Source organism: Paraburkholderia sp. RL18-101-BIB-B (assembly GCF_046026985.1).
Lineage (GTDB): Bacteria > Pseudomonadota > Gammaproteobacteria > Burkholderiales > Burkholderiaceae > Paraburkholderia.
The window spans coordinates 79,756-104,079 of sequence record NZ_JARESV010000026.1; the positions used below are offsets into that span (position 1 = coordinate 79,756).

At 60.5% G+C, this 24,324-nt stretch carries 19 protein-coding genes; 12 read left to right on the forward strand and 7 right to left on the reverse strand.

What is annotated here, in order from left to right; translation table 11 throughout:
• Positions 1-20 precede the first annotated feature (20 nt).
• Positions 21-2,069, forward strand: coding sequence for a pyridoxamine 5'-phosphate oxidase family protein (locus tag P0D73_RS29380; protein WP_408434015.1), 2,049 nt, complete (start codon positions 21-23; stop codon positions 2,067-2,069).
• Between the two features lie 28 nt (positions 2,070-2,097).
• Here P0D73_RS29380 and P0D73_RS29385 read toward each other — a convergent pair whose 3' ends face one another.
• Positions 2,098-2,775 carry a TetR/AcrR family transcriptional regulator gene (locus P0D73_RS29385; RefSeq protein WP_408434018.1) on the reverse strand — a complete coding sequence of 226 codons (678 nt, stop codon included), beginning with the start codon at positions 2,773-2,775 and terminating at the stop codon, positions 2,098-2,100.
• 71 nt (positions 2,776-2,846) lie between these two features.
• Between P0D73_RS29385 and P0D73_RS29390 the strand changes: the two genes are divergently transcribed.
• Positions 2,847-3,491, forward strand: coding sequence for a glutathione binding-like protein (locus P0D73_RS29390; RefSeq protein WP_408434021.1), 645 nt, complete (start codon positions 2,847-2,849; stop codon positions 3,489-3,491).
• A 91-nt stretch (positions 3,492-3,582) separates the two neighbouring features.
• On the opposite strand, the gene P0D73_RS29395 is transcribed toward P0D73_RS29390, so the two are convergent.
• The 3 genes from P0D73_RS29395 to P0D73_RS29405 form a co-directional block, all read right to left on the reverse strand.
• Positions 3,583-4,938: an epoxide hydrolase family protein gene (locus P0D73_RS29395; RefSeq protein ID WP_408434024.1), complete on the reverse strand. Its 1,356-nt coding sequence runs from the start codon at positions 4,936-4,938 to the stop codon at positions 3,583-3,585.
• A gap of 354 nt (positions 4,939-5,292) precedes the next feature.
• The gene (locus P0D73_RS29400; protein WP_408434027.1) at positions 5,293-6,894 is read right to left on the reverse strand and encodes a DUF6345 domain-containing protein; all 1,602 of its coding nucleotides are present in this window, start codon (positions 6,892-6,894) and stop codon (positions 5,293-5,295) included.
• A gap of 177 nt (positions 6,895-7,071) precedes the next feature.
• The gene (locus tag P0D73_RS29405; protein WP_408434030.1) at positions 7,072-8,823 is read right to left on the reverse strand and encodes an FAD-binding protein; all 1,752 of its coding nucleotides are present in this window, start codon (positions 8,821-8,823) and stop codon (positions 7,072-7,074) included.
• A gap of 347 nt (positions 8,824-9,170) precedes the next feature.
• Here P0D73_RS29405 and P0D73_RS29410 point away from each other — a divergent pair, with 347 nt between their 5' ends.
• On the forward strand, positions 9,171-10,163 hold the full coding sequence (locus P0D73_RS29410) for an ABC transporter substrate-binding protein (protein ID WP_408179175.1): 993 nt from the start codon (positions 9,171-9,173) through the stop codon (positions 10,161-10,163).
• A gap of 335 nt (positions 10,164-10,498) precedes the next feature.
• The gene (locus P0D73_RS29415; protein ID WP_408434034.1) at positions 10,499-11,032 is read left to right on the forward strand and encodes a MarR family winged helix-turn-helix transcriptional regulator; all 534 of its coding nucleotides are present in this window, start codon (positions 10,499-10,501) and stop codon (positions 11,030-11,032) included.
• Between the two features lie 22 nt (positions 11,033-11,054).
• Here P0D73_RS29415 and P0D73_RS29420 read toward each other — a convergent pair whose 3' ends face one another.
• Positions 11,055-11,990 carry a LysR family transcriptional regulator gene (locus tag P0D73_RS29420; protein WP_408434037.1) on the reverse strand — a complete coding sequence of 312 codons (936 nt, stop codon included), beginning with the start codon at positions 11,988-11,990 and terminating at the stop codon, positions 11,055-11,057.
• A 183-nt stretch (positions 11,991-12,173) separates the two neighbouring features.
• Between P0D73_RS29420 and gtdA the strand changes: the two genes are divergently transcribed.
• The 5 genes from gtdA to P0D73_RS29445 all read left to right on the forward strand — a co-directional run bounded on the left by gtdA (position 12,174) and on the right by P0D73_RS29445 (position 16,412).
• Positions 12,174-13,220, forward strand: a complete 1,047-nt coding sequence (gene gtdA, locus P0D73_RS29425; RefSeq protein WP_408434040.1) for a gentisate 1,2-dioxygenase — start codon at positions 12,174-12,176, stop codon at positions 13,218-13,220.
• Positions 13,221-13,291: 71 nt separating this feature from the next.
• Complete coding sequence (locus P0D73_RS29430) at positions 13,292-13,990, forward strand: fumarylacetoacetate hydrolase family protein (protein WP_408179179.1); 699 nt, start codon at positions 13,292-13,294, stop codon at positions 13,988-13,990.
• A 33-nt stretch (positions 13,991-14,023) separates the two neighbouring features.
• Complete coding sequence (maiA, locus tag P0D73_RS29435; RefSeq protein WP_408315179.1) at positions 14,024-14,665, forward strand: maleylacetoacetate isomerase; 642 nt, start codon at positions 14,024-14,026, stop codon at positions 14,663-14,665.
• Between the two features lie 27 nt (positions 14,666-14,692).
• On the forward strand, positions 14,693-15,898 hold the full coding sequence (locus P0D73_RS29440) for a 3-hydroxybenzoate 6-monooxygenase (RefSeq protein WP_408434043.1): 1,206 nt from the start codon (positions 14,693-14,695) through the stop codon (positions 15,896-15,898).
• Positions 15,899-16,127: 229 nt separating this feature from the next.
• Entirely contained in the window at positions 16,128-16,412 is a 285-nt protein-coding gene (locus P0D73_RS29445; RefSeq protein ID WP_408179181.1) for a DUF4148 domain-containing protein, read from the forward strand.
• A 132-nt stretch (positions 16,413-16,544) separates the two neighbouring features.
• Here P0D73_RS29445 and P0D73_RS29450 read toward each other — a convergent pair whose 3' ends face one another.
• Positions 16,545-19,283, reverse strand: a complete 2,739-nt coding sequence (locus P0D73_RS29450; protein ID WP_408434046.1) for a winged helix-turn-helix domain-containing protein — start codon at positions 19,281-19,283, stop codon at positions 16,545-16,547.
• Between the two features lie 425 nt (positions 19,284-19,708).
• On the opposite strand from P0D73_RS29450, the gene P0D73_RS29455 reads away from it, so the two are divergent.
• The 3 genes from P0D73_RS29455 (at position 19,709) to P0D73_RS29465 (ending at position 22,519) form a co-directional block, all read left to right on the forward strand.
• Positions 19,709-21,091, forward strand: coding sequence for a sensor histidine kinase (locus P0D73_RS29455; RefSeq protein ID WP_408434049.1), 1,383 nt, complete (start codon positions 19,709-19,711; stop codon positions 21,089-21,091).
• Positions 21,092-21,469: 378 nt separating this feature from the next.
• The gene (locus P0D73_RS29460; protein WP_408434052.1) at positions 21,470-22,111 is read left to right on the forward strand and encodes a response regulator transcription factor; all 642 of its coding nucleotides are present in this window, start codon (positions 21,470-21,472) and stop codon (positions 22,109-22,111) included.
• A 42-nt stretch (positions 22,112-22,153) separates the two neighbouring features.
• The gene (locus P0D73_RS29465) at positions 22,154-22,519 is read left to right on the forward strand and encodes a response regulator (RefSeq protein ID WP_408179184.1); all 366 of its coding nucleotides are present in this window, start codon (positions 22,154-22,156) and stop codon (positions 22,517-22,519) included.
• 30 nt (positions 22,520-22,549) lie between these two features.
• Here the strand turns inward: P0D73_RS29465 and P0D73_RS29470 are convergent, their stop codons facing one another.
• Positions 22,550-23,920 (reverse strand): sensor domain-containing diguanylate cyclase, encoded by a 1,371-nt coding sequence (locus P0D73_RS29470; RefSeq protein ID WP_408179185.1) that lies wholly within the window; start codon positions 23,918-23,920, stop codon positions 22,550-22,552.
• Positions 23,921-24,324 lie beyond the last annotated feature (404 nt).

Below are 24,324 nucleotides of genomic sequence, written 5' to 3' on the forward strand. Positions count from 1 at the left end.
CACGACACCGGAGTCCGGTCATGTCCACCTTTATCCCACTGAATGGCTGGGGCGTCGACGCCTCGCCGTTTCACGCGGCCGAACTGGCCGCCCAGCAGCGTGCCGGGGTGAGAAGCATGGCGGAAGCGTCCGGACGCCGGGGGATTCGCCGCTACATGCCGGATCAGCATCGCAAGTTTTTCAGCGAGCAGCCGTTCATGGTGTTCGGCGGTGTCGACGGACACGGGCAGCCGTGGGCGACGGTGCGCGCCGGCATGCCGGGCTTCGTGTCGTCGCCGGATGCGCAGACGTTGCGCATCGAGGGCGGGGTGTTGCCCGGCGATCCGCTCGCGGATAGCTGGCGGGAGGGCTCGATGATCGGCGGCCTGGGGCTGCAGCCGCAGACTCGCAGGCGCAACCGGATCAACGGCGTCGTGAGGTCGGTGGACGGGGCCGCGTTGACGCTCGACGTTCGCCAGAGCTTCGGCAACTGCAATAAGTACATTCAGAGCCGTACGCCGACCTGGGTGGAGCAGAGTTCGTCTGAATCTGCCACGCCGCTGGCAATAGCGACCCAACTCAGTGATGCCGACCGCGAGTTACTGGCGCGGGCGGATACGTTTTTTATCGCGAGCGCGAATCTTGCGGAAGATGCGGACCTTGCCCGCGGCGTCGACGTGTCGCATCGCGGTGGCGCGCCAGGCTTCGTTCGAGTCGACGATGAGCACACGCTGACGACGCCCGACTTTATCGGCAACAACTTCTTCAATACGATCGGCAACCTGATCCACGATCCGCGCGCCGGCCTGCTGTTCATCGACTTTGCGAGCGGCGATCTACTGTATATCGCGGCGCGCGCGGAGATCGTATGGGACGGCGCGGAACTGGCTGCGTTCGAAGGCGCGCAACGGCTCGTGCGTTTTCACGTGCAGGAAGTGCGGCGCAGCCGGAGCGCATTGCCGTTCCGTTGGTCCGACGTCGAGTATGCGCCGCAGTTTGCGGCGGCGGTGCGTAAGCCGGTGGCTGCATCGCCCTGGCATAAGTTGAAGGTTGCGGCCGTGGTCGATGAGACAGCGTCGGTTCGCTCCTTCTATTTCGAATCGGTCGACGGTGTGCCGTTGTCGCCGTACAAGCCGGGGCAGTTTCTGCCGATCCGCGTGCCGGTGTCGGACTCCGCCACCCCTTTGTCGCGCACCTACACGCTTTCCGATGCGCACGATCCGCAGCGGTATCGAATCAGCGTGAAGCGCGAAGGCGTGGCTTCGGCATGGCTGCATGAGCACCTCATTGACGGCACGGAAATCGAAGCGATGAAGCCGCGCGGCGCGTTCGTTTTCGATGAAGACAGCCCGCGGCCCGCCGTCCTTATCTCGGCGGGCATCGGCATCACGCCGATGATGGCGATGCTTCGGCATGCGTTGGCAGCATCTCCCAGTGAGGTTGCGCGAGCGAAGCGGCTGTTCTTCTTTCACGGCGCGCGCAGCGATCGCGAACGTCCGTTCAGTGCGCAATTGAAAGAGCTTGCCGCGCGCAATGCGGCGCTGTCCTTGCATCTTTTCGATAGCGCCGCCGATGGGTTGGCCGAAGGCGTGTCGGCCGGGCGTGTGACTATCGACGCGTTAAAGCGCGTGCTTCCGTTCGATGACTATGACTTCTATCTGTGCGGCCCCGAGTCGTTCATGCGTGATCTGTATGAGGGCCTCCGCGGCTTGAATGTCGCGGATGAGCGGATTCGTTTCGAGGCTTTCGGTCCGGCGACCGTCAAGCGTGCGGTTGTCGTAAACGCGGAGACGAAACCGATTGAGACTTCGGCGCAAGACACCGGCGCTGTGCAAGTGACTTTCGCGCGCTCGGAGCGGACGATTCAATGGCTGCCGCGCGACGGCAGCTTGCTCGAATTTGCCGAAGCGCACGGTATCGACGCGCCGTCCAGTTGCCGAGCAGGTGTATGCGGGACGTGTTCGACGCGACTGTTGTCGGGCAAGGTCAAGTACGACGGCGAAGTCGAGGCGCAAATCGAACCCGGCGCGGCACTGGTTTGCATGGCACATCCGGTTGCCGGCGATGCGGGCGTGACGTTGGATCTTTGATCGACGGCCTCTAGCTTTCGGTAAAAATCTAGGACTTCGTTTTGCGTCGCCCGCGTGGTTGCGGATCGGCTGGCGGCTCGTCGCGCGTGCCACAGATCAACGCGATGCCGGCGTCGGCGGTTGCTCGCAACGAATCGCTCGAGTCGCCCGCACGCGAGCGCAGCGCGATGCTGTGAAGGATTGCCGAGGCGATTTTCGCCAGCATGGCCGGATCCGAGTCCGCACTAAGTTCGCCTTCGGCTTTGGCGCGTTCCAGCCGCCGCTCGAATGCGTGATCGTAGGTAGTCAGGCCGCCGAGGAGCTTGTCTCGAACTTCGCCATCGTTTCTTGATTCCACGAGTGCGGTACCGATCAGGAAACATCCGCGAGGCGCCTCGCCAGGAGGAAGGTACATGGCGAGCGCGGCGTCGTACACCGACTGCAAGGCCTTCGCCAATGGGCGATCTCCGGCGAGCGCGGCTTCCATCCCCTGAAGCCCGAGTTCGATGTATTGATCCAGCGTGTTCAGATAGAGCGCGTGTTTATCGCCGAATGCGCCGTACAGACTCGGCCGGTTCATGCCGGTCGCGTCGCTCAGCGCGTCGAGCGAGGTGCCGGAATAGCCGCCATGCCAGAACGCGTCCCGCGCGTCGCGCAGCGCCTGCTCGGAATCGTAGCCACGAGGCCGTCCGCGCGAACGCTTCTCACTTTTTGTACCGTTGTGCATAAAATTATCTAGCCGCGTCGATTTTTATACACTATAGTACAAAAATTATTCCAACGACCGGAGGCGCCAGCATGGAGCTTTACTTCTCGCCGCTCGCCTGTTCGCTCGCGACACGTATTGCGCTCTACGAGGCCAATGCCGACGCGCAGTTCATCGAAGTCGATACGAAGTCGAAGCAGTTGCGTGACGGCTCCGATTTTTATCCGATCAACCCGTTAGGTCAGGTGCCTGTCTTGCGTACCGACGAGGGTTGGCTGCTCAGGGAAAACACCGCGATCCTGCCGTATGTTGCCGACGCATTTCCGGCAGCGCGGCTCGCGCCGGCAGTGGGGACCGCGGAACGCGCGAAATTGCAGGAATGGCTGGGTTTTATCAGCACGGAGCTTCATAAAGCCGTATTCGTGCCGCTGCTCGATCCGCATGCGACGGCCGACGTTCAGACCTACACACGCAAGAAAATCAACCTGCGACTCGGTGTACTGGAAGGGCATCTACGCGGGCGCGAGTTTCTCATGGAGCATTTCACGGTTGGGGACGCTTATCTCGTCACCGTCCTGAACTGGGCGCAGCATAGCGGTGTCGATCTTGCCGAGTGGCCGTCCGTTGACGCGTATTACAAGCGAACGGCGCATCGTCCGCAGGTCGCTAAGGCGTTGGCCGAAGAGGTGGCGCTTTATCTCGAGGAACAGGCTCGGCGGCATGTGAATGCTGCGTGAACTGCCGTAGCGCGATGCGGCCGCGTGATACGCCGAACTCGGACCGTTGTCGCTTGCTGCGGGTAGTGGTCCGAGTCCGGCAATTTCTCATTTACGCGCGCAGCGGCCTCAACCCTGCGCGGACCTCTTCGGCAAATAGTTGCGGCTGCTCCCACGCCGCGAAGTGGCCGCCTTTATCGAGCCGGTTGTAATAGATCAGGTTGTGATACGCCCGCTCTGTCCAACTGCGCGGAGCCTGATAGTTCTCGCGCGGAAAGACGCTTACGGCAGCGGGGACGGATACATCGGCGGCGGCCAGGAAGTTGAAGTGCGACTCCCAATAGAAACGCGCCGCGGAAACCCCCGTGTTCGTCAACCAATACAGGGTGATGTCGTCGAGTACATCGTTGCGCGTCAGCTCGCCGGCCGATTCCCCGTTGACGGAGTGCCCGAACACGGCCGAGGTCAGTGCCGCCGCCGGCTGCTCATACCCGTCGCCATGGTCGAGAAGCCAGCTCGCGAGGCCAATGGGAGAGTCCGACAATCCAGAGAGCGTTTGCGGGCGTGTGCCCATTTCCAATGCGTAGGCGCGTCGCTTCATGGCCGCGGAACTCAGTTGTTCGTAAGCGTGCTTTTCGTCGGCGGAGAGGTTGGCTGGCGGCGGATCGCCGGCTTGAAGCGCCTTGGTGATTTCCGGTGGAACAGTCGCCGGGAAATTGACGTGGATGCCTAACAATTCCGGTGGCGCCTGCTTGCCCATTACGTTGCAGACAACACCACCGAGATCGCCGCCTTGCGCGGCAAATTTCTCGTATCCGAGGCGCTTCATGAGGACGACCCATGCACGCGCGGTACGCTCGGGGCCCCAACCGGTCGTGGTCGGCTTGCCTGAAAATCCGTAGCCCGGCAACGACGGAATGATCAGATGAAACGCGTCGGACGCACTCGCGCCATACGCGGTTGGATTGGTCAGCGGATCGATGATCTTGAGCTGCTCGATCACCGAACCTGGCCATCCATGCGTGACGATGAGCGGCATCGCATTCTCATGTTTCGAGCGGACGTGAATGAAATGAATGTCCAGTCCGTCGATCTCGGTCACGAAATTCTGCAGCGAGTTGAGCTTCGCTTCGCACTTGCGCCAATCGTAGTCGGTTGTCCAATGGCGCGCGAGTTCCTGGATCATCGCGAGCGGCACGCCTTGCGAGTTATCCGTGACGGTCTCCCGATCAGGCCATCTCGTCGCCTTGATGCGTCGGCGCAGGTCGATGAGTTGCGATTCCGGCACATGCACGCGGAGCCGGCGAATGGCGGTCCTCTCGCCGCCCGTCGCCGGGGCAACTTCAGTAATCGCTTGATTCGTTTCCGCGAACGCGAGCTGACTCAATGAGCCGGCGGCAACGGCCGCCGCTGCTACGCTGACAAAACGGCGGCGAGAGGGCGAGTGAGGAGGGAGGTTGTCTGACATAAAGTCTCCGATCGGCGATGAAGCCAGGCTTACCCATCAATGGCAACATGATTTCACGATTTCACGAGCGATTGGCAGGCGGTATTCGATGTAGGGTGGACGTATTGGAGCGCGCGGAGGTATCCCGCGTGTGTCGGGAGGGGCGGTTTTTGTATGCGCGGGTATCGGTGAACCCGGCAGATACGTTGCGATACAAAGCGGAACCGTATCGGCGCACACGGCGGATCCGCTTTCATTTCAACGGCGTAGGTTCGCAGTTGGAGAGTGGTTCATCGACGACGCCTCCAACTGCCACAGACGTGTGCCGCTTGACGCACATCTACAGCAGTTGGAGTACGAGGCTGAGTGTTGCGCTCAGCAGGTCGTCCACATCGCGGCGAGCCACGTCGGCGAGGTCGGATCATTGGCGACCGAGCCATAGTCCCATGCGTGGTCATTGACGGGATCGACTCCGTCTTTGCCCACCCACATCGCGCCGACCCAGACGTTCGGACCATCGGGCGCGGCGGCGCCGTTCGTCGCCGGCTGAATCTCCCGGGCTGTGCGGAACCACGAATCGATGATGGTGCTGCCGCCCTTCGCGTACTGGGCGAGTTTGCGTCCTTCGTCGGTGTTGTCGAAGGTGATCGCGCCGTAGCCCATCAGGATGTGCATGCCATCGAACGCGCCATCCCAGCGGGCCAGCACGTCACCGCCGCCACTTGCGAGCAGGTCGTCCTGCAATGGGCCGCAGGCGGCAATCGTCGCCCATTCGAGATCGCTTTGGCCCCACAGGTCGCCCGGTGTTTGTGGTCCGGCGCCGACTTCGGCGAAGTCGAGGAATCCGTCGTCGGGTTTGGATAGCACCCAGCCGTTCATATTGGCGTGCCCCGTGTAGAACACGAAGTCGGCGTTGTCCACCCAGGTGTCGTCGTTGCGGCGCCAATCCGATTCCCATGCGTTGGCATCGCCCCAGTTGAAATCGATGTGCCAACCTGCTGCCGCCCATTCGTCGACGAATCCTTGCGCGTTGGCCTGGCTCCCCGCCAAACCTCCGCTCTGTCCGATCCACGATGTTCCGGCTTCCCACGGCCGCGTCACGGTTGCGGCGGCAAACGACCGGCGCAGTTTGCCGGCAGCTTCGGTCTTGGCTTTTTCCTTCGACACCGTGGCGGGCTTGGCCGATTTCGGCCGTTTCGCTTGCGGCTCGCCGAAGGTGAGCGGTGGACCGAAGTCGGTGGCGGCGAGCATGACCTGCCGAAGCGGCACGCGTTGTTTGCCGAACACGGCCGTGGCGCGGCACACGTACACCGGATAGAGGAACTCCTGCGCGGTAAACGACGGCGCTGCGTAATAGGCGAGCGACATGTCGAAGGATTCGATTTTCATCTGGCTCATGAGGCCGTGAAATTGTTCCTTCACTTTGTCCGGCGCGATCATTTTCGCGTCGAATTCAGCCACCACTGTGCGCCAGCCGCCGCTAAAGCCGATCACGCTGCCTTTGTGTCCCAATGTCACAGTCAGATCGCTGCCACCGCCGACTACGGGAATCTTGTCGACCATAACCGGGTACACCACCTGTACGTCAAGACGCCGGTTTTGCCGCTTGCCGTCCTTGCGTAACGCGAAATGAGTGCCGCCGATCACCGGCTTGCCATAGGAAAACGGCGCCTTCAAAGCAGGCAGCAAACCTTCGCGATGCAGAAAGTCTTTGGCTATCGACAGTGCGTCGTCATCGCCCGGCAGTTCCGCGCTGACTGATGGTCGCCACATCTGCGACTCGTCAGCGGCCCATACCGCGCCGCTGGCATTGGCAATTTCCACGAGGTGGTGGGCGTTGCGCAGTACTTTGCCGTCGCGCGTTTCGCTGAGCCGGAACTCATCGTGCAGGCCGAAGATTTGCCGCCCGAGCATCGCCAGGCGCTTGACGCTGGTGTCTTGGGGTTCGAGCCGGTAAATGGGCAAACTGTCTTTCATGATGAACTCCTTGTGCGCATACATACGGGGCGACGACAGGCGATATAAGGAAACCGCCAATCAAAGGACGACGAGCGCGCAAGCGAATTGAAAGACAGTGAAGGTTTGGATGCCGAAACGAGGGCGCGGAGTACGCGCCTTCATCGAATGGACGATTCAGCGGTTTGCGGTATTTGATCAGGAAAGGCCGACGTCTTGCGTACGCGATGAAGCGGACTCCAACTTGCTGATGACCTCGGCCTGATCATTCGCGGCAAGCGCCATGGCGGCGAGATATCCAAACGTCAATGCGGGCCCGAGCGTAATTCCGGCACCGATGTAATGACCGCCTACTGGCGAGTTCATATCGTTGCCGCAGGCATATAGTCCGGGAATCGGGCGACTATCGTCGTCGAGAACTTCTCCGTGAGATCCGGTCACGAGCCCGCGGCTCGTTCCAAAGTCGCCCGGCATCAGCTTGACGGCGTAGAAGGGCCCCTTTTCAATGGGGCCGAGACAGGGACTTGGCGAGTGTGTCGGATCACCCTTATAAATGTTGTACGCAGATGATCCCTTCCCGAAGTCCTCGTCGATACCGGTTTTCGCAAAGCGATTGTTGCGCTCGACACTGCGTTCCAGTCCGCTCGGGTCGACGCCGATCTTGCCGGCAAGTTCACGCAACGTGCGACCGCTGAACAGGTAGCCCGCTTTCTCATAGCGTCGCAACGACAAGCTGCCCGGCAAGATGACGCCAATCCCGTACTTCTTGATCGCCGTGGCATCTGCGATCAGGTGGGCCGGGATTGCGCCTGCGTTGAACATGCCCTGCGTGAAGGCATGATACGACGCCGCCTCATTCGTGAAGCGGTGTCCGTCCTTGCCTACGGCAACGAAGCCGGGCTTGGGACGGTCGAGCATGAAGTGCCCCCAGAGTTCCTTGCCACCCGCGTCGTTCGAATAGACCGACATGGGGACGTAGAAGCCGGTGTCCTGACCGTTGTGGTCGAGTCGACCGCCGGCCGATTCGCCAAGATGAATGCCTTCGCCGACGTTGCTGGGCAGCCCAAGTCCGAGTTCTACCGTTGGTTGTCGCGAGTGCTCCCGACGCATGACCTGGTTGCCGGGGTAGCCCCCCGTCGCAATGACGACGCCGCGGCGAGCGCGTACGCGGATTGTCCGACCGTCTCGCACCACTTCCGCGCCCGTGACTTTGCCGCCATCCATGATCAGCCGGGTCGCGGACGCGCGCAGCCAGACGTCGATGTTCTGATCCAGCATTGTTTTGTACAAGCGGCCTATCAATGCATTCCCACCGACGAGCCGGGTGCCGCGATGATAGTTCAGCCGGTCCACGCCATAGCGAAAAAAGCGCTTCAGTACATGGAAGAACGACCGCGCCGAGCGCGTGAAGGAGAGGAAATGGAGCAGGTCGACGAGGTCGAGCATCATCCCGCCGAATGGCGCGAAGGCCGGAAGCGGGGCACGTAGATCCTTGAAGTGCGCGCCAAGCTTGCGTCCGTCGAATTCGAGCGGGGCATGAGCGCGACCGAACATCCCGCCCTCGAGTTCGGGACTGTAGTCCGGATACTCGAGCGCCATGACTTCCAGTTCGGAGTGACGCAACAGGTAATCGAGCGCGACACGGCCCTGCGAGATGTAGGCTTCCTGCAATGAGCGGTCGACACTGGTCCCGACCGTGGCGGCAAAGTATTTTCGCGCCTTGTCGAACGAGTCCTTGAAGCCGGCCGCCTGCATAGGCGCGCTGCCGACGAACCACATCATGCCCACCGACCAAGCGGAGGTGCCCCCGACCTGGTCGGTCTTCTCGAGAACGAGCGGCACAAGCCCTTCGTTCTTTGACACGATTGCCGCCGTCATGCCAGCCGCGCCGGCTCCCATGATGATGACGTCGGCCTCGCGGTCCCAGTTCTCCGTCGTAGCGGTGTCCATGGCGGTTTTCCTGCTTTAAGGGTTTCTGTTGGATCTTGTTGAAAATCGATTTATATCGAATCATGTGTCGCGGAATGAATGATGTCAAGAAACTCCAGGGAATCCCCTGACAAAGTCATATCCGTCTCATGTGGCGCGCGTGTCGTCTCGCCCTGAGAACTTCTTGACGCGCATAATTCCTTGTAAGATCATGCTATATAAAACGAATTGATTCGATTGTCGATCGCGATGAAGGTTGGGCTGCGTTGGCACCCTCGCAATCGGAAAAAGCGAGACAGGAGTCGTGAGCCACCAGACGATGCATCAACCCGCAGAGGTTGCATTTTCAGTAATGTTCAGGAGACGCAATGAGCAAGCTTCAGCTTTCCGTCGCCGTAGGCAACTACGACCGGATTCGGCCGCTGGTCGATGGCGAGGTGCAGATCGAGGGTGTCGATCCGGTTTTCATGTTGCAGGATCCCGAAGAGATATTCTTCCGTGCTTTCCGACATGCGGACTACGATATCTGCGAACTCTCGCTTAGCAGTTACTCGGTGAAGACCGCAGCGGGCACTTCACCCTACATCGCTGTCCCGGTGTTTCCGTCGAGAGCGTTTCGGCACACCTCGATTTATGTGCGTGCGGACCGCGGTATCAACCGCCCTGAGGATCTGAAGGGTAAGCGCATCGGCGTGCCCGAGTATCAACTCACCGCCAACGTCTGGGTCCGTCTCTTTCTCGAAGAAGAATACGGCGTGAAGGCTTCCGACGTGACGTGGGTGCGCGGCGGCTACGAGGATGCGACACGCGTTGAGAAAATCTCGTTGAATCTGCCTGACGATGTGAAACTGGAGAACGCTCCTGAAGGGCAGACGATCTCGAACCTGCTGGCAGAAGGGGAGATCGACGCGGTCATCGGGCCGCGCGCTCCTTCCTGCTTCGACCGTGGACATCCGCAGGTCAGGTATCTTTTCGACGATCCGCACAAGACCGCCGCCGAGTGGTATTCGCGCACGAAGCTTTTCCCTATCATGCACACGCTCGGAATCAGGAAGACGCTCGCGGAACGTCACCGGTGGCTGCCCGGCGCAGTAATGAAGGCGTTTGAGAAGTCCAAGGCTCTTGCCTTGACTCGGCTGAGCGATACGTCGGCCACGAAGATTACGTTGCCGTTCGTTGAGGATCAGTTGCGTGCCGCTCGCAAGCTGATGGGCACCGACTTCTGGTCATACGGTTTTGCTGACAATGAACATGTCGTTGACCGCTTTCTCGCCCGTCACTATGCAGAAGGACTGTCGAGCCGCCGGCTGGAAGCTCGGGAGCTATTCCATCCGGCAAGTCTCGAGAGCTTTGCGATCTGATCCAGGCCGGCAAGGCTAGAGGTTGCACGGAGCGGCAGTTGCCAACTCCGGCGTGGAATTGGCGTGCTGCTTTCCTGACAGCCTGATGCCGTTACCCTGTGCGCGGAGCCACTAACGGCAGCGGCCTCGCCAGACGGTGAGCGTCAACAAAGCAGCGCGCCGGTCCCGCACTATAAGTGGATTCGCGGATACAGACGAACAGACGGGTATCTGTTGTATGATCTCTGTCGAAACGAATCATCTTTAAAAAGATGATTCCGTTGGAGATAGAGTTATATCGAATGATGTGTTTTGGGGTGAATAAAGTCAAAGACTCCATGTCAAGGAATGAGCGAATGCCCAAGTCAAATTCCACTGCGGCCAAAGCAACGATGGACGTTGCCGTACGACCGGCAGCAACAGAACCCTCTGACGTGTTTGATGATCGGGGCCGAACTGTGCCGTGGATGGCGCGAACGATACACAGGCTCTACGACGCGCAAGCACAGAAGATTCTCGACAGGGAGAATCTCGCGATCGCGTACTGGTACTACCTTCGGGTCCTGGCCGAACGCGGTGAACTAAACCAGTTGGAACTCAGCAAACGCGTGGGCATTGCCTCGACCACCGCGGTACCGGCGCTGGATAACCTTGAAAAACGCGGCCTCGTGCAACGAACCCGCGATCCAAACGACAGAAGAAAGTACTTCGTCAATCTGCAGGACGAGGGCAAGCGGCTTGTCGATGAAATGCTGCCCGAACTCACTGAGATGATTTCGTCATCATTCGACGGGATCACCCAAAAAGATATGCGCATTTTCTGGAAGGTCATGCGTCAGATTGAGACGAACCTCACCCAGAAGTCTCAAGGCGATACGGTCGTGGATTGAACGTGGGCCGGCGTCCAAGGCCTTAAGCGGTGTGCCATTCTTCCATATGCGGGTCGGCGAAAGCGCGCAGGCTTTCCAGTGTCATGGCCACCGCGGCGCGATTGACGTTCTCGGCGTGCCAGTAGACCGAGACCGACCCGAACCCTTCGAGTTCGATAGGCAGAATACGAAGGGCGTTTAACTGCTCGAATCGGAGCGCGGCCCGATGCGATGCGACGCCTACCAGTTCCGTGTTGTTCAGCAATGTCAGGTTGAGAATCGAGGAATTCGATTCCATGCAATGATCTGGCAGCGTGCGTCCTTCGGCCGTCAGCGCTGCTTCCAGTGCCGTTCGCACCGGTGTTCCCTGTGGCCAGACGATCCATGAAAAACCAAGCACGTCTTCCCACGTGAGCGTCGACTTGCGGGTGAGCGGGTGCTGCGGTCCCGCGACGAAGTTGATCGGCTCCGTGTAAAGAGTTTGCGTCTGCAACTGCGGATCGTCGTACTGCTGGCCAGACCGGCCGACGACGATATCCAGCTCGCCGCGCACCAACTGCGGCATCAGCTGGTTCATCGTGCTCTCGACGAGTCGCACCTGCGCGCGAGGCATGCGCTCCAGAAGCCGGGAGACGGCGAGGGGCACTGTATCGGCCGCCGATACGCCCGACGTTCCGATGCTCACGAGGCCGCTGCCGCCTTCACGCATTGCCTGCATGTCGTCGCGCGCGACGTCGAGGCGCGCTTCGATGCGGCGCGCGTGTTCGATCAGCGCCTCGCCATACGACGTAGGCCGCAAGCCGCGCGCGTGCCGCTCGAATAGCGGCAGGCCGACATCCTCCTCCAGTTCCTTGAGCCATTTCGACAAGGCCGGCTGCGTCGTGTTGAGCGCCGCCGCCGACTGGCTCAGATTGCCTGTGCTCGCGAGGCTCAGCAGCACCTGCAGATGCCTCAGACGAAGACGGTAAGTCCAGTCCATCTCCTAATCCTCTCGTCAGATTCCCGTTGTGGTTGCGCAGATATACCCAAAACCATATGGGCTAGATGTTTTTGCCATTTTACCGAGTATAGCTTTGTCGCATATAAATATTGCGGAGGGTCGACAAGAGCGACGCGTGACCCGCGACGCGCCTGACCCACGAGACACCGAAAGGAGACGCGAATGACCAGCAACGCTCCGGGCGCATCGCGCGCGGCCTATTACGAGCAAATCGCGCGGCAGCGCATGTCGCCGCTGTGGGAATCGCTGCACAACCTCGTGCCGAAGACGCCGCAACCGAAAGCCCAGCCCGCGATCTGGAAGTACGCGCAAGTGCGCGACCTCGTGATGCAGTCCGGTTCCGTCATCAGCGCCGAAGAGGCCGTGCGTCGCGTGCTGGTGCTCGAAAACCCCGGCCTGCCCGGCAAGTCGAGCATGACGCCGAACCTGTACGCCGGATTGCAGTTGATCCTGCCGGGCGAAATCGCGCCGAGCCATCGTCATACGCAATCGGCGCTGCGCTTTATCGTCGAAGGCAAGGGCGCGTGGACGGCCGTCAACGGCGAACGCACGACCATGCATCCGGGCGACTTCATCATCACGCCGTCGTGGACGTGGCACGACCACGGCAATCCGTCCGTGGAAGACGGCGGCGAACCCGTCGTATGGCTCGACGGCCTGGACATTCCGCTCGTCGCGCAGATGGACGCGGGTTTCGCCGAGAACTATCCCGAGGCGACGCAACCCGTGTCGCGCCCGGAAGGCGACAGCTTTGCGCGCTTCGGCCACAACATGGTGCCCGTGCGGCATCGCGTGACCGATCCCACCTCGCCGATTTTCAGCTACCCGTATGAGCGCAGCCGCGAAGCGCTCGACGCGCTGTTGCGCAACGGCGAACTCGACGAATGGGATGGCGTGAAGCTGCGCTACGTGAATCCGGCGACGGGCGGCTGGCCGATGCCGACCATCGCGACCTTCATGCAATACCTGCCTGCGGGCTTCAAAGGCCGCACATATCGCAGCACCGATGCAACCGTGTACTGCGTCGTCGAAGGCAAGGGCGCCGTGAAGATCGGCAGTGACGAATTCACCTTCGAGCCTCACGACGTGTTCGTCGCGCCGTCGTGGGCGCCCGTGCACTTGTCGGCGGCTGCGGAAAGCGTGCTGTTCAGCTATTCGGATCGTCCGGTGCTCGCCGCGCTGAATCTGTTACGCGAAGAACGCAGCTAACCGTTGGCATTTTCTTACGCGCGCCGCCGGCGCGGCGCGTGCTCAATCCTCTTCTCCGAGTCGAATTCATCATGGCTTTTGTATTTCCTCCCGAAGCTCCGATCGCCGTTCCCGTCGCTGGCAGCGATGCTCAATTCGCGGTACGTCGCGTCTATTGCGTGGGCCGCAATTACGCGGCGCACGCACGTGAAATGGGCTTCGATCCCGATCGTGAGCCGCCGTTTTTCTTCTGCAAGCCCGCCGATGCCGTCGTGCCCGTTGCTGATGGCGAGACGCTAGAACTCGCGTATCCGTCGCAGACGCAGAACTACCACTACGAGGCCGAACTCGTCGCGGTGATCGGCAAGGGTGGCTCGGATATCGCCGTCGAACAGGCGCTCGATCACGTATGGGGCTACGCGGTTGGCCTCGACATGACGCGCCGCGACTTGCAGATGAAGATGCGCGAGATGGGCCGTCCGTGGGAAATCGGCAAGGCCTTCGACCGTTCGGCGCCGATCGGCCCGATTCATCCCGCCAGTGCGGTCGGCCACTTTGAAAGTGGCGGCCTGTGGCTGACGGTCAACGGCGAGACAAAGCAGAAGAGCGATGTGTCGCATCTGATCTGGTCGGTGGCCGAAACCGTTGCGGACCTGTCTAAGTACTTCCGCCTTGAACCGGGCGATGTGATTTTCACGGGCACGCCGGAAGGCGTCGGCTCGGTGAAGTCGGGCGACACGATGAAAGTAGGCGTCGAGCGTCTGGGCGAAGTGACGGTACGCGTGGCCTGATACACGTAATCTGCATTGGACGGAGATCTACTCGTGCAACTCCATAGTTTCTTTAACAGCTCGACCTCGTACCGTGTGCGCATTGCACTCGCGCTCAAAGGTCTCGCGTACGACACGTTGCCCGTCAATATCCGCATCGGCGAACATCGCGCGGCGGACTACGTGGCGAACGTGAATCCGTCGGCGTCGGTGCCGGCGCTCGTCGACGGCGATTTCAAACTCGGCCAGTCACTCGCGATCATCGACTATCTCGACCGGACGCATCCCGAGCCACGCCTGATTCCGCTCGAACCGGTGGCGCGTGCGCGCGTGCTCGAATTCGCATCACTGATTTCGTGCGACATTCATCCAGTCAACAACCTACGCGTGCTGCGCTATCTGGAAACGGAACTCAAGGTGACGCCACAGCAGAAGACCGCGTGGTATCGACACTGGATTGCTGAAGGGATGGCCGGTGCCGAGCGCATGCTTGAACGCAGCAACGAAGGGCCCTGGTGCTTCGGCGCGCAGCCGACGCTCGCTGACGTGGCCCTCGTGCCGCAGATCGCCAACGCGCTGCGCATGGACTGCGATCTGAGCGCCTATCCGCGCTGCCTCGCTGTGTATGAACACGCGTCGAAACACCCGGCATTTGCTGCTGCGCAGCCGCAGCGCCAGCCGGATTACATTGCTTGATGGCGGGGCAATCATGGGGAGACAGTCATGAGTGAGACAGACAAAGGGCGCCGCGTGCTCGTGATCGGCGGCGGAATTGGCGGCCTGGCCGCTGCGCTGGTGCTGGCGCGTCAGGGCATTCGCGTGCAACTGCTCGAGCAGGCTCCGGAAATCCAGGAGATAGGCGCGGGCATCCAGCTGGCCGCGAACGCGTTCAATGCGCTCGATGCGCTGGGTGTCGGCGAGGCGGCGCGTGGCCGCGCCGTGTTCACCGACTATCTGAGCCTGATGGACGCGCTCGACGCGAAGGAAATCGTGCGCGTCGACGTCGGCGCGTCGTATCGCGAGCGCTTCGGCAATCCGTATGCGGTGATTCATCGCGCGGACATCCATCTGTCGATTCTCGAAGCCGTGAAGGATCATCCGCTGATCCAGTTCCGCACGAACACGCAGGTCTGCACTCTCGATCAGGATGCAGACGGTGTGACCGTCACCGATCAGCATAGCGAGCGCTACAGCGCGGACGCGGTGATTGGTTGTGACGGCGTGAAGTCAGCGATACGCAAGGCGTTGATTGGCGACGAGCATCGCGTGACGGGACATGTCGTGTATCGCGCAGTCGTCGATGCCGAGAACATGCCCACGGATCTGCAAATCAATGCGCCTGTCGTGTGGGCGGGTCCGCATTGTCACCTTGTGCACTATCCGCTGCGCGGCGGCCGGCAGTACAACCTCGTCGTCACGTTCCATAGCCGCGAAAAGGAGGAATGGGGCGTGCGCGAAGGCAGCAAGCAGGAAGTGCTGTCGTACTTCGAGGGCATCCATCCGCTGCCGCACCAGATGCTCGACCGGCCGACTTCCTGGAAGCGCTGGGCCACGGCGGACCGCGATCCCGTGGAACGCTGGAGCGACGGGCGCGCCACCGTGCTCGGCGACGCCGCGCACCCGATGACCCAGTACCTTGCCCAAGGCGCCTGCCAGGCGCTTGAAGACGCGGTCACGCTCGGCGCGGCCGTTGCCGCGACCGACGGCGATTTCGAAGCCGCGTTCAAGCTGTACGAGACCGCACGTATTCCGCGCACGGCACGCGTGCTGTATTCGGCGCGCGAAATGGGCCGCATCTATCACGCGAAGGGTGTCGAGCGTCTGGTGCGTAACTCGCTTTGGGTCGGCCGCACGCAGGAGCAGTTCTACGACGCGTTGGCGTGGTTGCATGGCTGGCGCGCGGAAGATTGCCTGAAGGGCGTCCTCTGAGGATAAGGGTAGCTGTGCACCAAGATCGAGGTCTGCGGAAAAGACACGATCGGTTCTGTGTTGGAATACCAAAAGTGATGAGATCGTTTTTTTGATTGTGTGCGCCGATGCAACGGTGAATTGGCAAAATTGGTACTTACCCTAAGTGCTTCTCCCTCTTAGACTGTTTTCAGCCGTGGCAGAAAACCCGTGTGGTCCTGCCACCAACCAATCTAAGAGGTACGAAGTCATGAAGTCGTTCACCAAGGTTGTTCTCGTTGCGGCGCTTGCCGTTGTCCCTCTTGCATCGTTCGCACAGTCAAGTCCGTCGCTGACCCGTGCGCAAGTGCGTGCCCAGTTGGAACAGCTCGAGAAAGCGGGTTACAACCCGCGCGATTGGGTTCATTACCCGGAAAATATCCAGGCTGCTGAAGCGAAAGTCGCGGCACAGAACACCGCAGCGCAAGGTGCGGTATCCGGGTATGGTGGTGATGTGGATGGAACGTCTCGCTCGGGGCGAGCAGACGGACTCTGATAGGAAGCTGTATCGGGACTGAGGCGGCGCAACCTCAGTTCCGGAATTCCGCGGTTCGTGGCGGCATGGTCCCTGGCTGAGCCCGGCAAGTGCGTTAGTCCACATACCGTGAGCGGCCCCTCGGCACGCGGCCTAGTATGGACCCACGAGTCCGAGGTCCCGCGCGTGTGCAACGGCTTGAGCTCGCTTATCGACGCCGAGTTTCATGAAGATGCTCTTCATATGAGATTTGACGGTTTCAGCGCCAATTCCAAGCGTATTTGCGATTTCCTTGTTCGACTGTCCTCTCGCAATCAAGGCGACGATTTCGCGCTCCCTTGAGCTCAGTGATCCGCGCTCCGTGTCGCGCTGACGGTTGCCGCCGGGCTGATAGAGTGTCCGCCAGCCATGGAGCAGATGATTGGCGTAGGCGATCGTCTCGTTCGTTTGCGCCGTATTGTGCGCGTCGTCGCAAACGGCGTGCAGCAAGTCGCCGATGTCCGGGCCCACATCGAGAATGGATTGGTACACCCCTGCGGGCGCGGCGATCTTCAGGACTTCGCTAAAGACCTCGATCGCACGGGTGCGTTCGTTCGCTGCCAGCCAGACGAGCGCAAGCATGGTTCGCAAACGTATCGCGAGGAAATCTCCATGTCGCCGTTCGGCGCTCTGCAGCGCGGTGCTCAACAACGCGGAGGCCTCTTCGGTCCGGTGCTGAGCCGCGGCGACAGAGGCCGCCCCTAGTGCACGATAATCCTCGATCTCGAGCGAGATGGAGCGTGAAGAATGGGAATGGGAGCGCGCCACCTGATCGAGTTGGGCGACGCACACAGCCGCCTCGACCGTCCTGCCTTCCACAAGATAGAGCCGTATGCGTTCGACCAGGGCGGCGGCGGTCATGCGTTCCCATCCACGTGCGCAAGCCAACGCCTGCGCGCGATCGAGCAACGCATACGCCTGCCTCATGTCCGAACGCGCGACTGCGATTCGGATGAGGACGCGATAGGCGATCAACACGCTATCTAGCAAGACCGCTACGTCGATAACGGGCATCAGTCCGGCAACCAGCGTTTCAGCCTCGTCCAGTCGGCCGTGTTCGTACCAGATCTGTCCGATCATCGGTGCGCATAGTGCTACCGAGATCGAATCGGGACCGGCTTCGCGTTCGGCCAGCTTCATCGATTCCGTGAAATACCGTTCTGCTAGCTCGAAGTGCAACTGTTGCATCTCCGCGTGTCCCAGCAGGCACAGCCGGTAGACGGAAGAATAGAGGTTGCGTTGATTTTCTTCGATTGAATAGGACATCCACGGCGTGGCGTAAAGCGCTTCGAGGTTGCCGGCCTTCCAGTGCGCGAAGCGCACGACGTTGGATGCCACATTGGTCGTCCAGATATTGGCGGATGGTCGCTCGAGGCATGGCTCGGCAATAGCGAGCGCCGCTTCAGGATCGTCCTTTAGTGCCGCGACGACCGAACGGATCGCCTGGCATTCCCACCGGATGTCTTCGGGCTCGGCGCCGGTCTGGGACGGGATATCACGTTCGACCGTATCCAGCATCGCGAGCGCCTCGTCGAAACGCAACGCGAGCGCCATTCCCCAGGCGATCGCCAGCGTAACCCTCACCTGTGCACCGGCCAGACCCACGGGGAAGCGGCGCTGCAAACCGAGCAGCGTGAGCAGATCGCCTTTCTTGACGAGTGCCATCGCGCACTGTTCCATGAGACGGATCGCGTTATCCGTGGTGCCCGCGGCGATCGCATGTTTGACTGCCTCCGTCCACAGCTCCTGGCCGCCATACCACCCGGACGCGCGGCAATGCAATTCCGCCACCTCGTCGGCGTGCTGTGCGTCGAGCTTCGCTCGCAGGTACTCGCCCATCAGATGGTGATAGCGGAACCATTTTCCGTCGCAGTCGAGCGCTTGCAACAGCATCTGCCCCTCGGCGATGTCGTCCAGCATGCGCTGGCTAGTGCGCAGGCCCGTTACCGCCTCGCAGAGCGGCGCGCTCAATCGATCGAGTATCGACGTGCGCAGCATGAACCCGACTATTTCGGCGGGCAGCCGCTCGAACATGTGTTCGATATAGGCGGCGAACGGCCGCGACGTGCCAGACGGCGCACCAGGCTCCTTAACGCCTTGGCATTCCTTGCGCGAGAGCATGGACATCGAGATGCGCAGCGCCGCAGCCCAGCCCTCTGTGCTCGCAAAAAGCGTCTCGATGCGGGAAGCGTTCAGCACGCCGGGCAATGCGTGTTCGACGAAGCGCTTCGTTTCGTCGAAGTCGAAACGTAACGCCGACGCATCGATTTCCAGCAGATCGTCTCCTGCTCTCATCCTCGCGAGCGGCAGCGATGGTTCTGTGCGACTGCAGAGAACCACATGCACATTCTGCGGTGCCTTTTCAATAAAGAACGACATCGCGTCGTGCACCGCTTGAAGGGTGACCACGTGATAGTCGTCCAGAAACAGGACGACCTCGTCGTCGACTTCGACAAGCTCGTTGATCAGCGTGGAAACGACGGCGTGCAGAGGGACGAATGCGGCGTCGGCAGTCAGGCTGATCGCCGCCGCGCCGACATTGCCGCAGGCATGCCACAACGCATGCGCCAGGTAATTGACGAAGCGTGCGGGTTCGTCGTCCTCGGCGTCGAGCGACAACCAGGCCACCCGCGCACCGTTCGCGCGCAGCCGGTCGAGCCAGATGAGCGCCAGCGAAGTCTTGCCGAATCCGGCGGGCGCTTTGATCACGGTGAGACGTTTGCTCGCGGCGCGCTCAGCCAGACCGACGAGTTGCGGACGAACGATCAGATCCACCGGCAAACGCGGCGGAACGACCTTCGTTGCAAGGAAAAGATGCGGCCCGATCGTGGACGTTTCTCCAACCACACGCATTTTTCAGTCACATTGTTTTTGGGGTGGGCGTGCTTGCCGCCATCCCCCATCTATTGAAGCGTATCCCCCGGGTTGGGGGATGGCGGGCATCTCCCCTGTATGGGGGATGGTGGGCCGCGCCGCGCCAGGAGATCATGCGTCCACCGGGTTGGGATCGAAGCGTGCCCCCTGGAGAAGGCAGCGCGCTTGTCGATCACTGCCGGGCGGCTCACTGGCGCTTCGCCGGGAACGACTCGTTTTTTGCCACATGATACGCCGCCTCGAATCGCATTGCAGAGTACCAGGCGGGAACCGGTCGGCGCGCAGCCGTCAACATCGCTGCGCCGGCGCTCCTTGTCAGTCGAAATCGCGCGCCTGCTACTGATAGATATATAGCCGTGTTAGCCAAAGTTCCAAAGATCAGCAATCACTTGCGGGAAAAAACCGTGTCCATCGCAGCCGATCTGACGCTTGTCGTCGAACGCACGCTTGCGATACTGACCCAGTTCGATGGATACAAATTGCTCGCGCCGGCAGCGAAACGGGACGTTCACGAATCCGTCGCGCTGTCGGCCAAAGTATGGTTCGAGACGCTGTTGTCGGGCGAACCTCCATCGGCACAGGACATGGACGCTTTCCGGGAAATCAGCCAAAGACGTGAGCATCAGCGCGTGCCGCTGCAGAGCCTCCTTCAGGCGCTGCGCCTCGGGTTGCGAGAAACCTGGAGCACGTACATCGCGCTGGGCGAGTTGGACGAGCGCATTGCCAAAGAACTTCTGGCCGACGTTTCGCTGTATCTGCTCGATCATTTCGATTTCATTGCGCAGATCATTGTCCGGGCCTATCTGGCCGAACATTATCGGCAGCCGCGGTGGGCGGAATTGGCCATCGCAATCGAGGAGGGCGCGCGCCGATCCGAAAGTGTACGGCACCATCTCGTCGCGCTCCTCGAGCACTTATCGGATGAGCCGGACCTGCTATCAAGGCTCGAGGTCGGCCACGCTCGAGAGCAGCGCGGTACTGAAGCGGCCGGCGCGCAGGTGATGAAGTTCTTCGGCCTCGACGTCGATATCGATGACGGCGCGGAACTGTCGAAGGCCTTGCACGATGCGCAGGAGCAGCTCGCGCAGGCGTCGAGGCTCGCGGCCGTTGCCGAACTGTCCGCCTCCATCGCTCACGAACTCAATCAGCCGCTCCAGGCCATCGTGGCGCATGGGCGCGCATGCGTGCGATGGCTCGCCGCAACGCCGCCGAGGATCGACGAAGCCAAATATTCGGCCGAGCAGTTGCTCCGCGACGCGAATTCCGCAGCGGACGTGGTCAGCCGCATTCGGGCGCTCTTCAGGCACACGGCTCCACAGAAGGTCGAACTCGATATCAACAAGCTGATTCTTCAGGTATGCACGCTGATGGCCGACGACATCCAGCGCAGCGCGGTTTCGCTCGAGACAATATTGGGCGAAGACGTGTCGAAGATCAGCGCGGACGCGGTGCAGATCCAGCAGGTGATCGTGAACCTCGTGCGCAACGCGATCGAAGCGCTGGCGGCAACGGAGGAACGGCCGAGGCTGCTAGTGATTCGCTCGCGTCGCGATGCGGACAACGTGGTGGTCGACGTGGAGGATCATGGTTCGGGACAGGTGGACTTCAAGAAGATCTTCGAGCCGTTCTTCACCACGAAGGAAACAGGAATGGGCATGGGGCTGGCAATCTGCCGGTCCATCATCGAGGCACACGCGGGCCGGATCTGGGCCGTGCGCAATGTGTCCCGCGGCGTAACCTTCAGCTTTAGTCTTCCGATAGAGCGGTCGAACGCGACAGCACGTTGACGAGGGCTGGCGGTATCGCCGGTCGGCGCGTCAGGTAAGCCTTTCCACCAGGGCATTCATTGACCAGCACCAGCATTTGCGCAGCCAGACCGTGCGGGGATGGTTCAGGCACACGTTAACGCAAGGACGTTTGCAGACCATTCGTGACAGACCTTGTGGGTCATTTCGCAACGGGTGCCGAGCCTACAACTTCATTTTGGGCGCTGCCATTACATATTCATGTGATGCACAACACAGCCGTCCGTGGTCTCATGTGACGTTTCCGATGGCAATGGTTTTTTGTCGGCACGACCGCGCGAGACGGACATTCAGCGGGATTATCGTGGCCCGGCTGTGCCGAAGTTAGGAGGGACTTTCACCTAACCACCGAGGGGTTCCATGGAATCCGCAAGCGAATTGGTCTACGTGGTCGACGACGAAAAACGGGTGCGGGAAGCACTCTCCGCACTGCTGCGCGCAAACGGAAGAAACGTTCAGGCGTTCAGCTCCGGTGAAGAGTTTCTGGACACACCGCGTCAAAAAAATGTCGTTGCATGTCTGATCCTGGATATGCGCATGCCAGACATGAATGGCCTGGAAGTCCAGAAGCTGGTACGCACGGACTCGCGAATTCCTGTCATTTTCATTACGGGAAGAGGCGATGTGCCGTCCGCGGTCCTGGCCATGAAGGGCGGGGCAGTTGATTTCCTCACCAAGCCCGTCAATGAAGACGCATTGATGGGCGCGGTCGATGCGGCTCTCGCGAGAGCATACGTGCTTCGCAAGGAGGCGGAGGACGCGACGACACTCTGGGCTCTCTATCAATCGCTGACGCCTCGCGAGCAGGAGATTTTGCCGTTACTCGCAAGCGGTCTGCTCAACAAGCAGGCGGCAGCAATTCTTGGCATCACCGAATACACCGTGCAGGTACATCGCGGCCACATCATGAGAAAAATGCAGGCGGATTCATTTGCTACTCTCGTCAGGCAGGCCAGCAAACTGCAACTCGAAGCATCGCTGACAACCACGTCCGATGTCTGAGGTCGATTAATTCTTCGTGAGAAGCGATGAGCGGAGAAAAAAATGCCCACGCCTCCGGTTCGGACCGTCGCCATAATTGATGACGACCGGCGCGTTTTGACGTCTCTTGCGAACCTGCTTGCGTCTGGCGGGTATGGAGTACGAGTCTACGAATCGCCACTGGATTTCTTTTCCGATGGTTGCTCCGGTCTGGTATGCGTTATCACGGACTTGGGAATGCGGCCCATTGACGGTATTCAAGTACTCGAAAGAACAGTTCATTCGAACGCGCTTACACCCGTCATCATCATCACCGGGAACTCGAGCGGGCATACGGAAGACTACTATCTGCAAAGAGGCGCCTTGGGTTTCTTCAGAAAGCCTGTTGACGGCGACGCGTTGCTGGACCTGCTGGATAGTATCGCTTGAGCAGTTGGCCCTGAAACAGACAGTCGCGCTTCACGGCAGCGACGTGACGGACTGAACCCGATTACGTCCTGCACGTTTTGCGTCGTAAAGCGCGGCATCCGCTGCGTGAACGAGTGCGCTGGGCGTGCCCAGTGTGTTTGGGTCGATCGTTGTCGCGCACCCGGCGCTGATGGTGATCTGACCGGCGGGTATCGGCGCTGTCAATCGTAAGTCCATGACTGCGAGCCTGGCCTGCTCGGCAATCGCCGATGCCTCGCTCAATCCCGTGTCGGGTAGCACGAGCGCGAACTCTTCACCGCCGTAACGGGCGACGAAATCGCCTGGCCGGCGCGCGGTTCCTGCCAGCGCGTCCGCAATGACCCTAAGGCAGGCATCGCCACGAAGATGACCAAAAGCGTCGTTGTAGTCTTTGAAATTGTCGACATCGACCATGACGAGCGAGAGCGGCTGACGGTTGCGCGTCGCACGCTCGAATTCCCTGCGAAACTGGTCGTCAAAATAGCTGCGGTTATAAACGCGGGTCAGTGCGTCGCGTATGGACGTATGCAACAGAGTCGTGTGCGCCTCGGACAGTTTGCGATAGAGGACAGTGACTTCCCAAACCAGGACGCAGACCAGGACGCCGGGAGCCAGCATGCTGAAGACCCGTGCGACGTACCAGCCGAGCGTGAACTGAACGATGCTCAGCAGATTCAGGGTAGCGTCCACGAACGACGCCAGCAGGGCGATGGTGATCCACAGATCGAGCACCGTGCGCAGTCGCCCTTTTATCAAAACGACGACGATCGCCAGAACGTCGAGCGAGCAGATAACGACCGCGGTTCGGCCGCCCGAGAGCACGCCCGTTTCGGGCGCCATATGAAAAGGCGCCGACAGATCCGCATAAACAGCGAGGACGCCTAGCGCGACGGCAAGCGCGGTTGGAACACCGATCAGCGCCCAGGTCCAGAAGTCGATATGAGGCAGTTCGATCGACTTGCCCGGAAAGCGGTCGCGAATGAGCGCTGCCACGATGACGAGCAGCGGGAATCCCGCATGCCAGAAAACCCACATCCACGCCGCACTGTAAGCGCCGGCACCGAACAGGCCAGTGCGCGTGAAAATGCCAGGGAACATCAGCAGTTGCAAAGCGACGGTGATCGCCGTGAACGCGTATGCGCCACCGAGCGCGCCGATCATCGGTTGTTGCGTCACGGCAAAGCGGGCGCCGAGAAGGAACGCGGCGATTCCCGACATGGTGAACACCGTGAGCGCGCACATCGGCATGAAGGAAGTGATTGCCGGCAACGTCTGGTGCGCGCGCGGACCCGCGATCACGAAGGTGAGCAGAACAAGCGACGCAAATGTACCTGCGAAAACGGCCTGTTTGCGTGTCGCCGGCCCGATAAGCAAGCTGTCCATTCTGACCCGTTTGGTTGATGTTCTGTCTTCTGGGTGTATCGGCGTCGCTAACCATCCAATCTGTATGTGTGCTGGACGGTAGAGTGCGGAGTGCGCTGCTGACGGAACATATTGTCCTACATATCCGCTCCGACGAAAGGCTTTCAGCTTATTCAGTGCGGGCTCGCACTCATCACAACCCGAGCACAATCAAGGCACAACGCGCCCGGTTCATCCGCTTTGCATCGATGCCCGATAGCCAAACGTCAAACTGCGCTAATCGACTGAAATTATCTCTCTTTCAATTGGGAATGTGATTTTCCTTACCCGCCGAACCAGCGCCTGAGTGAAACGCTTTTTTTTGATGGCAATGCCTTTCGGAATTGGTCTGAACATTGAATTTCCTGTTGCCATCAACCATACTG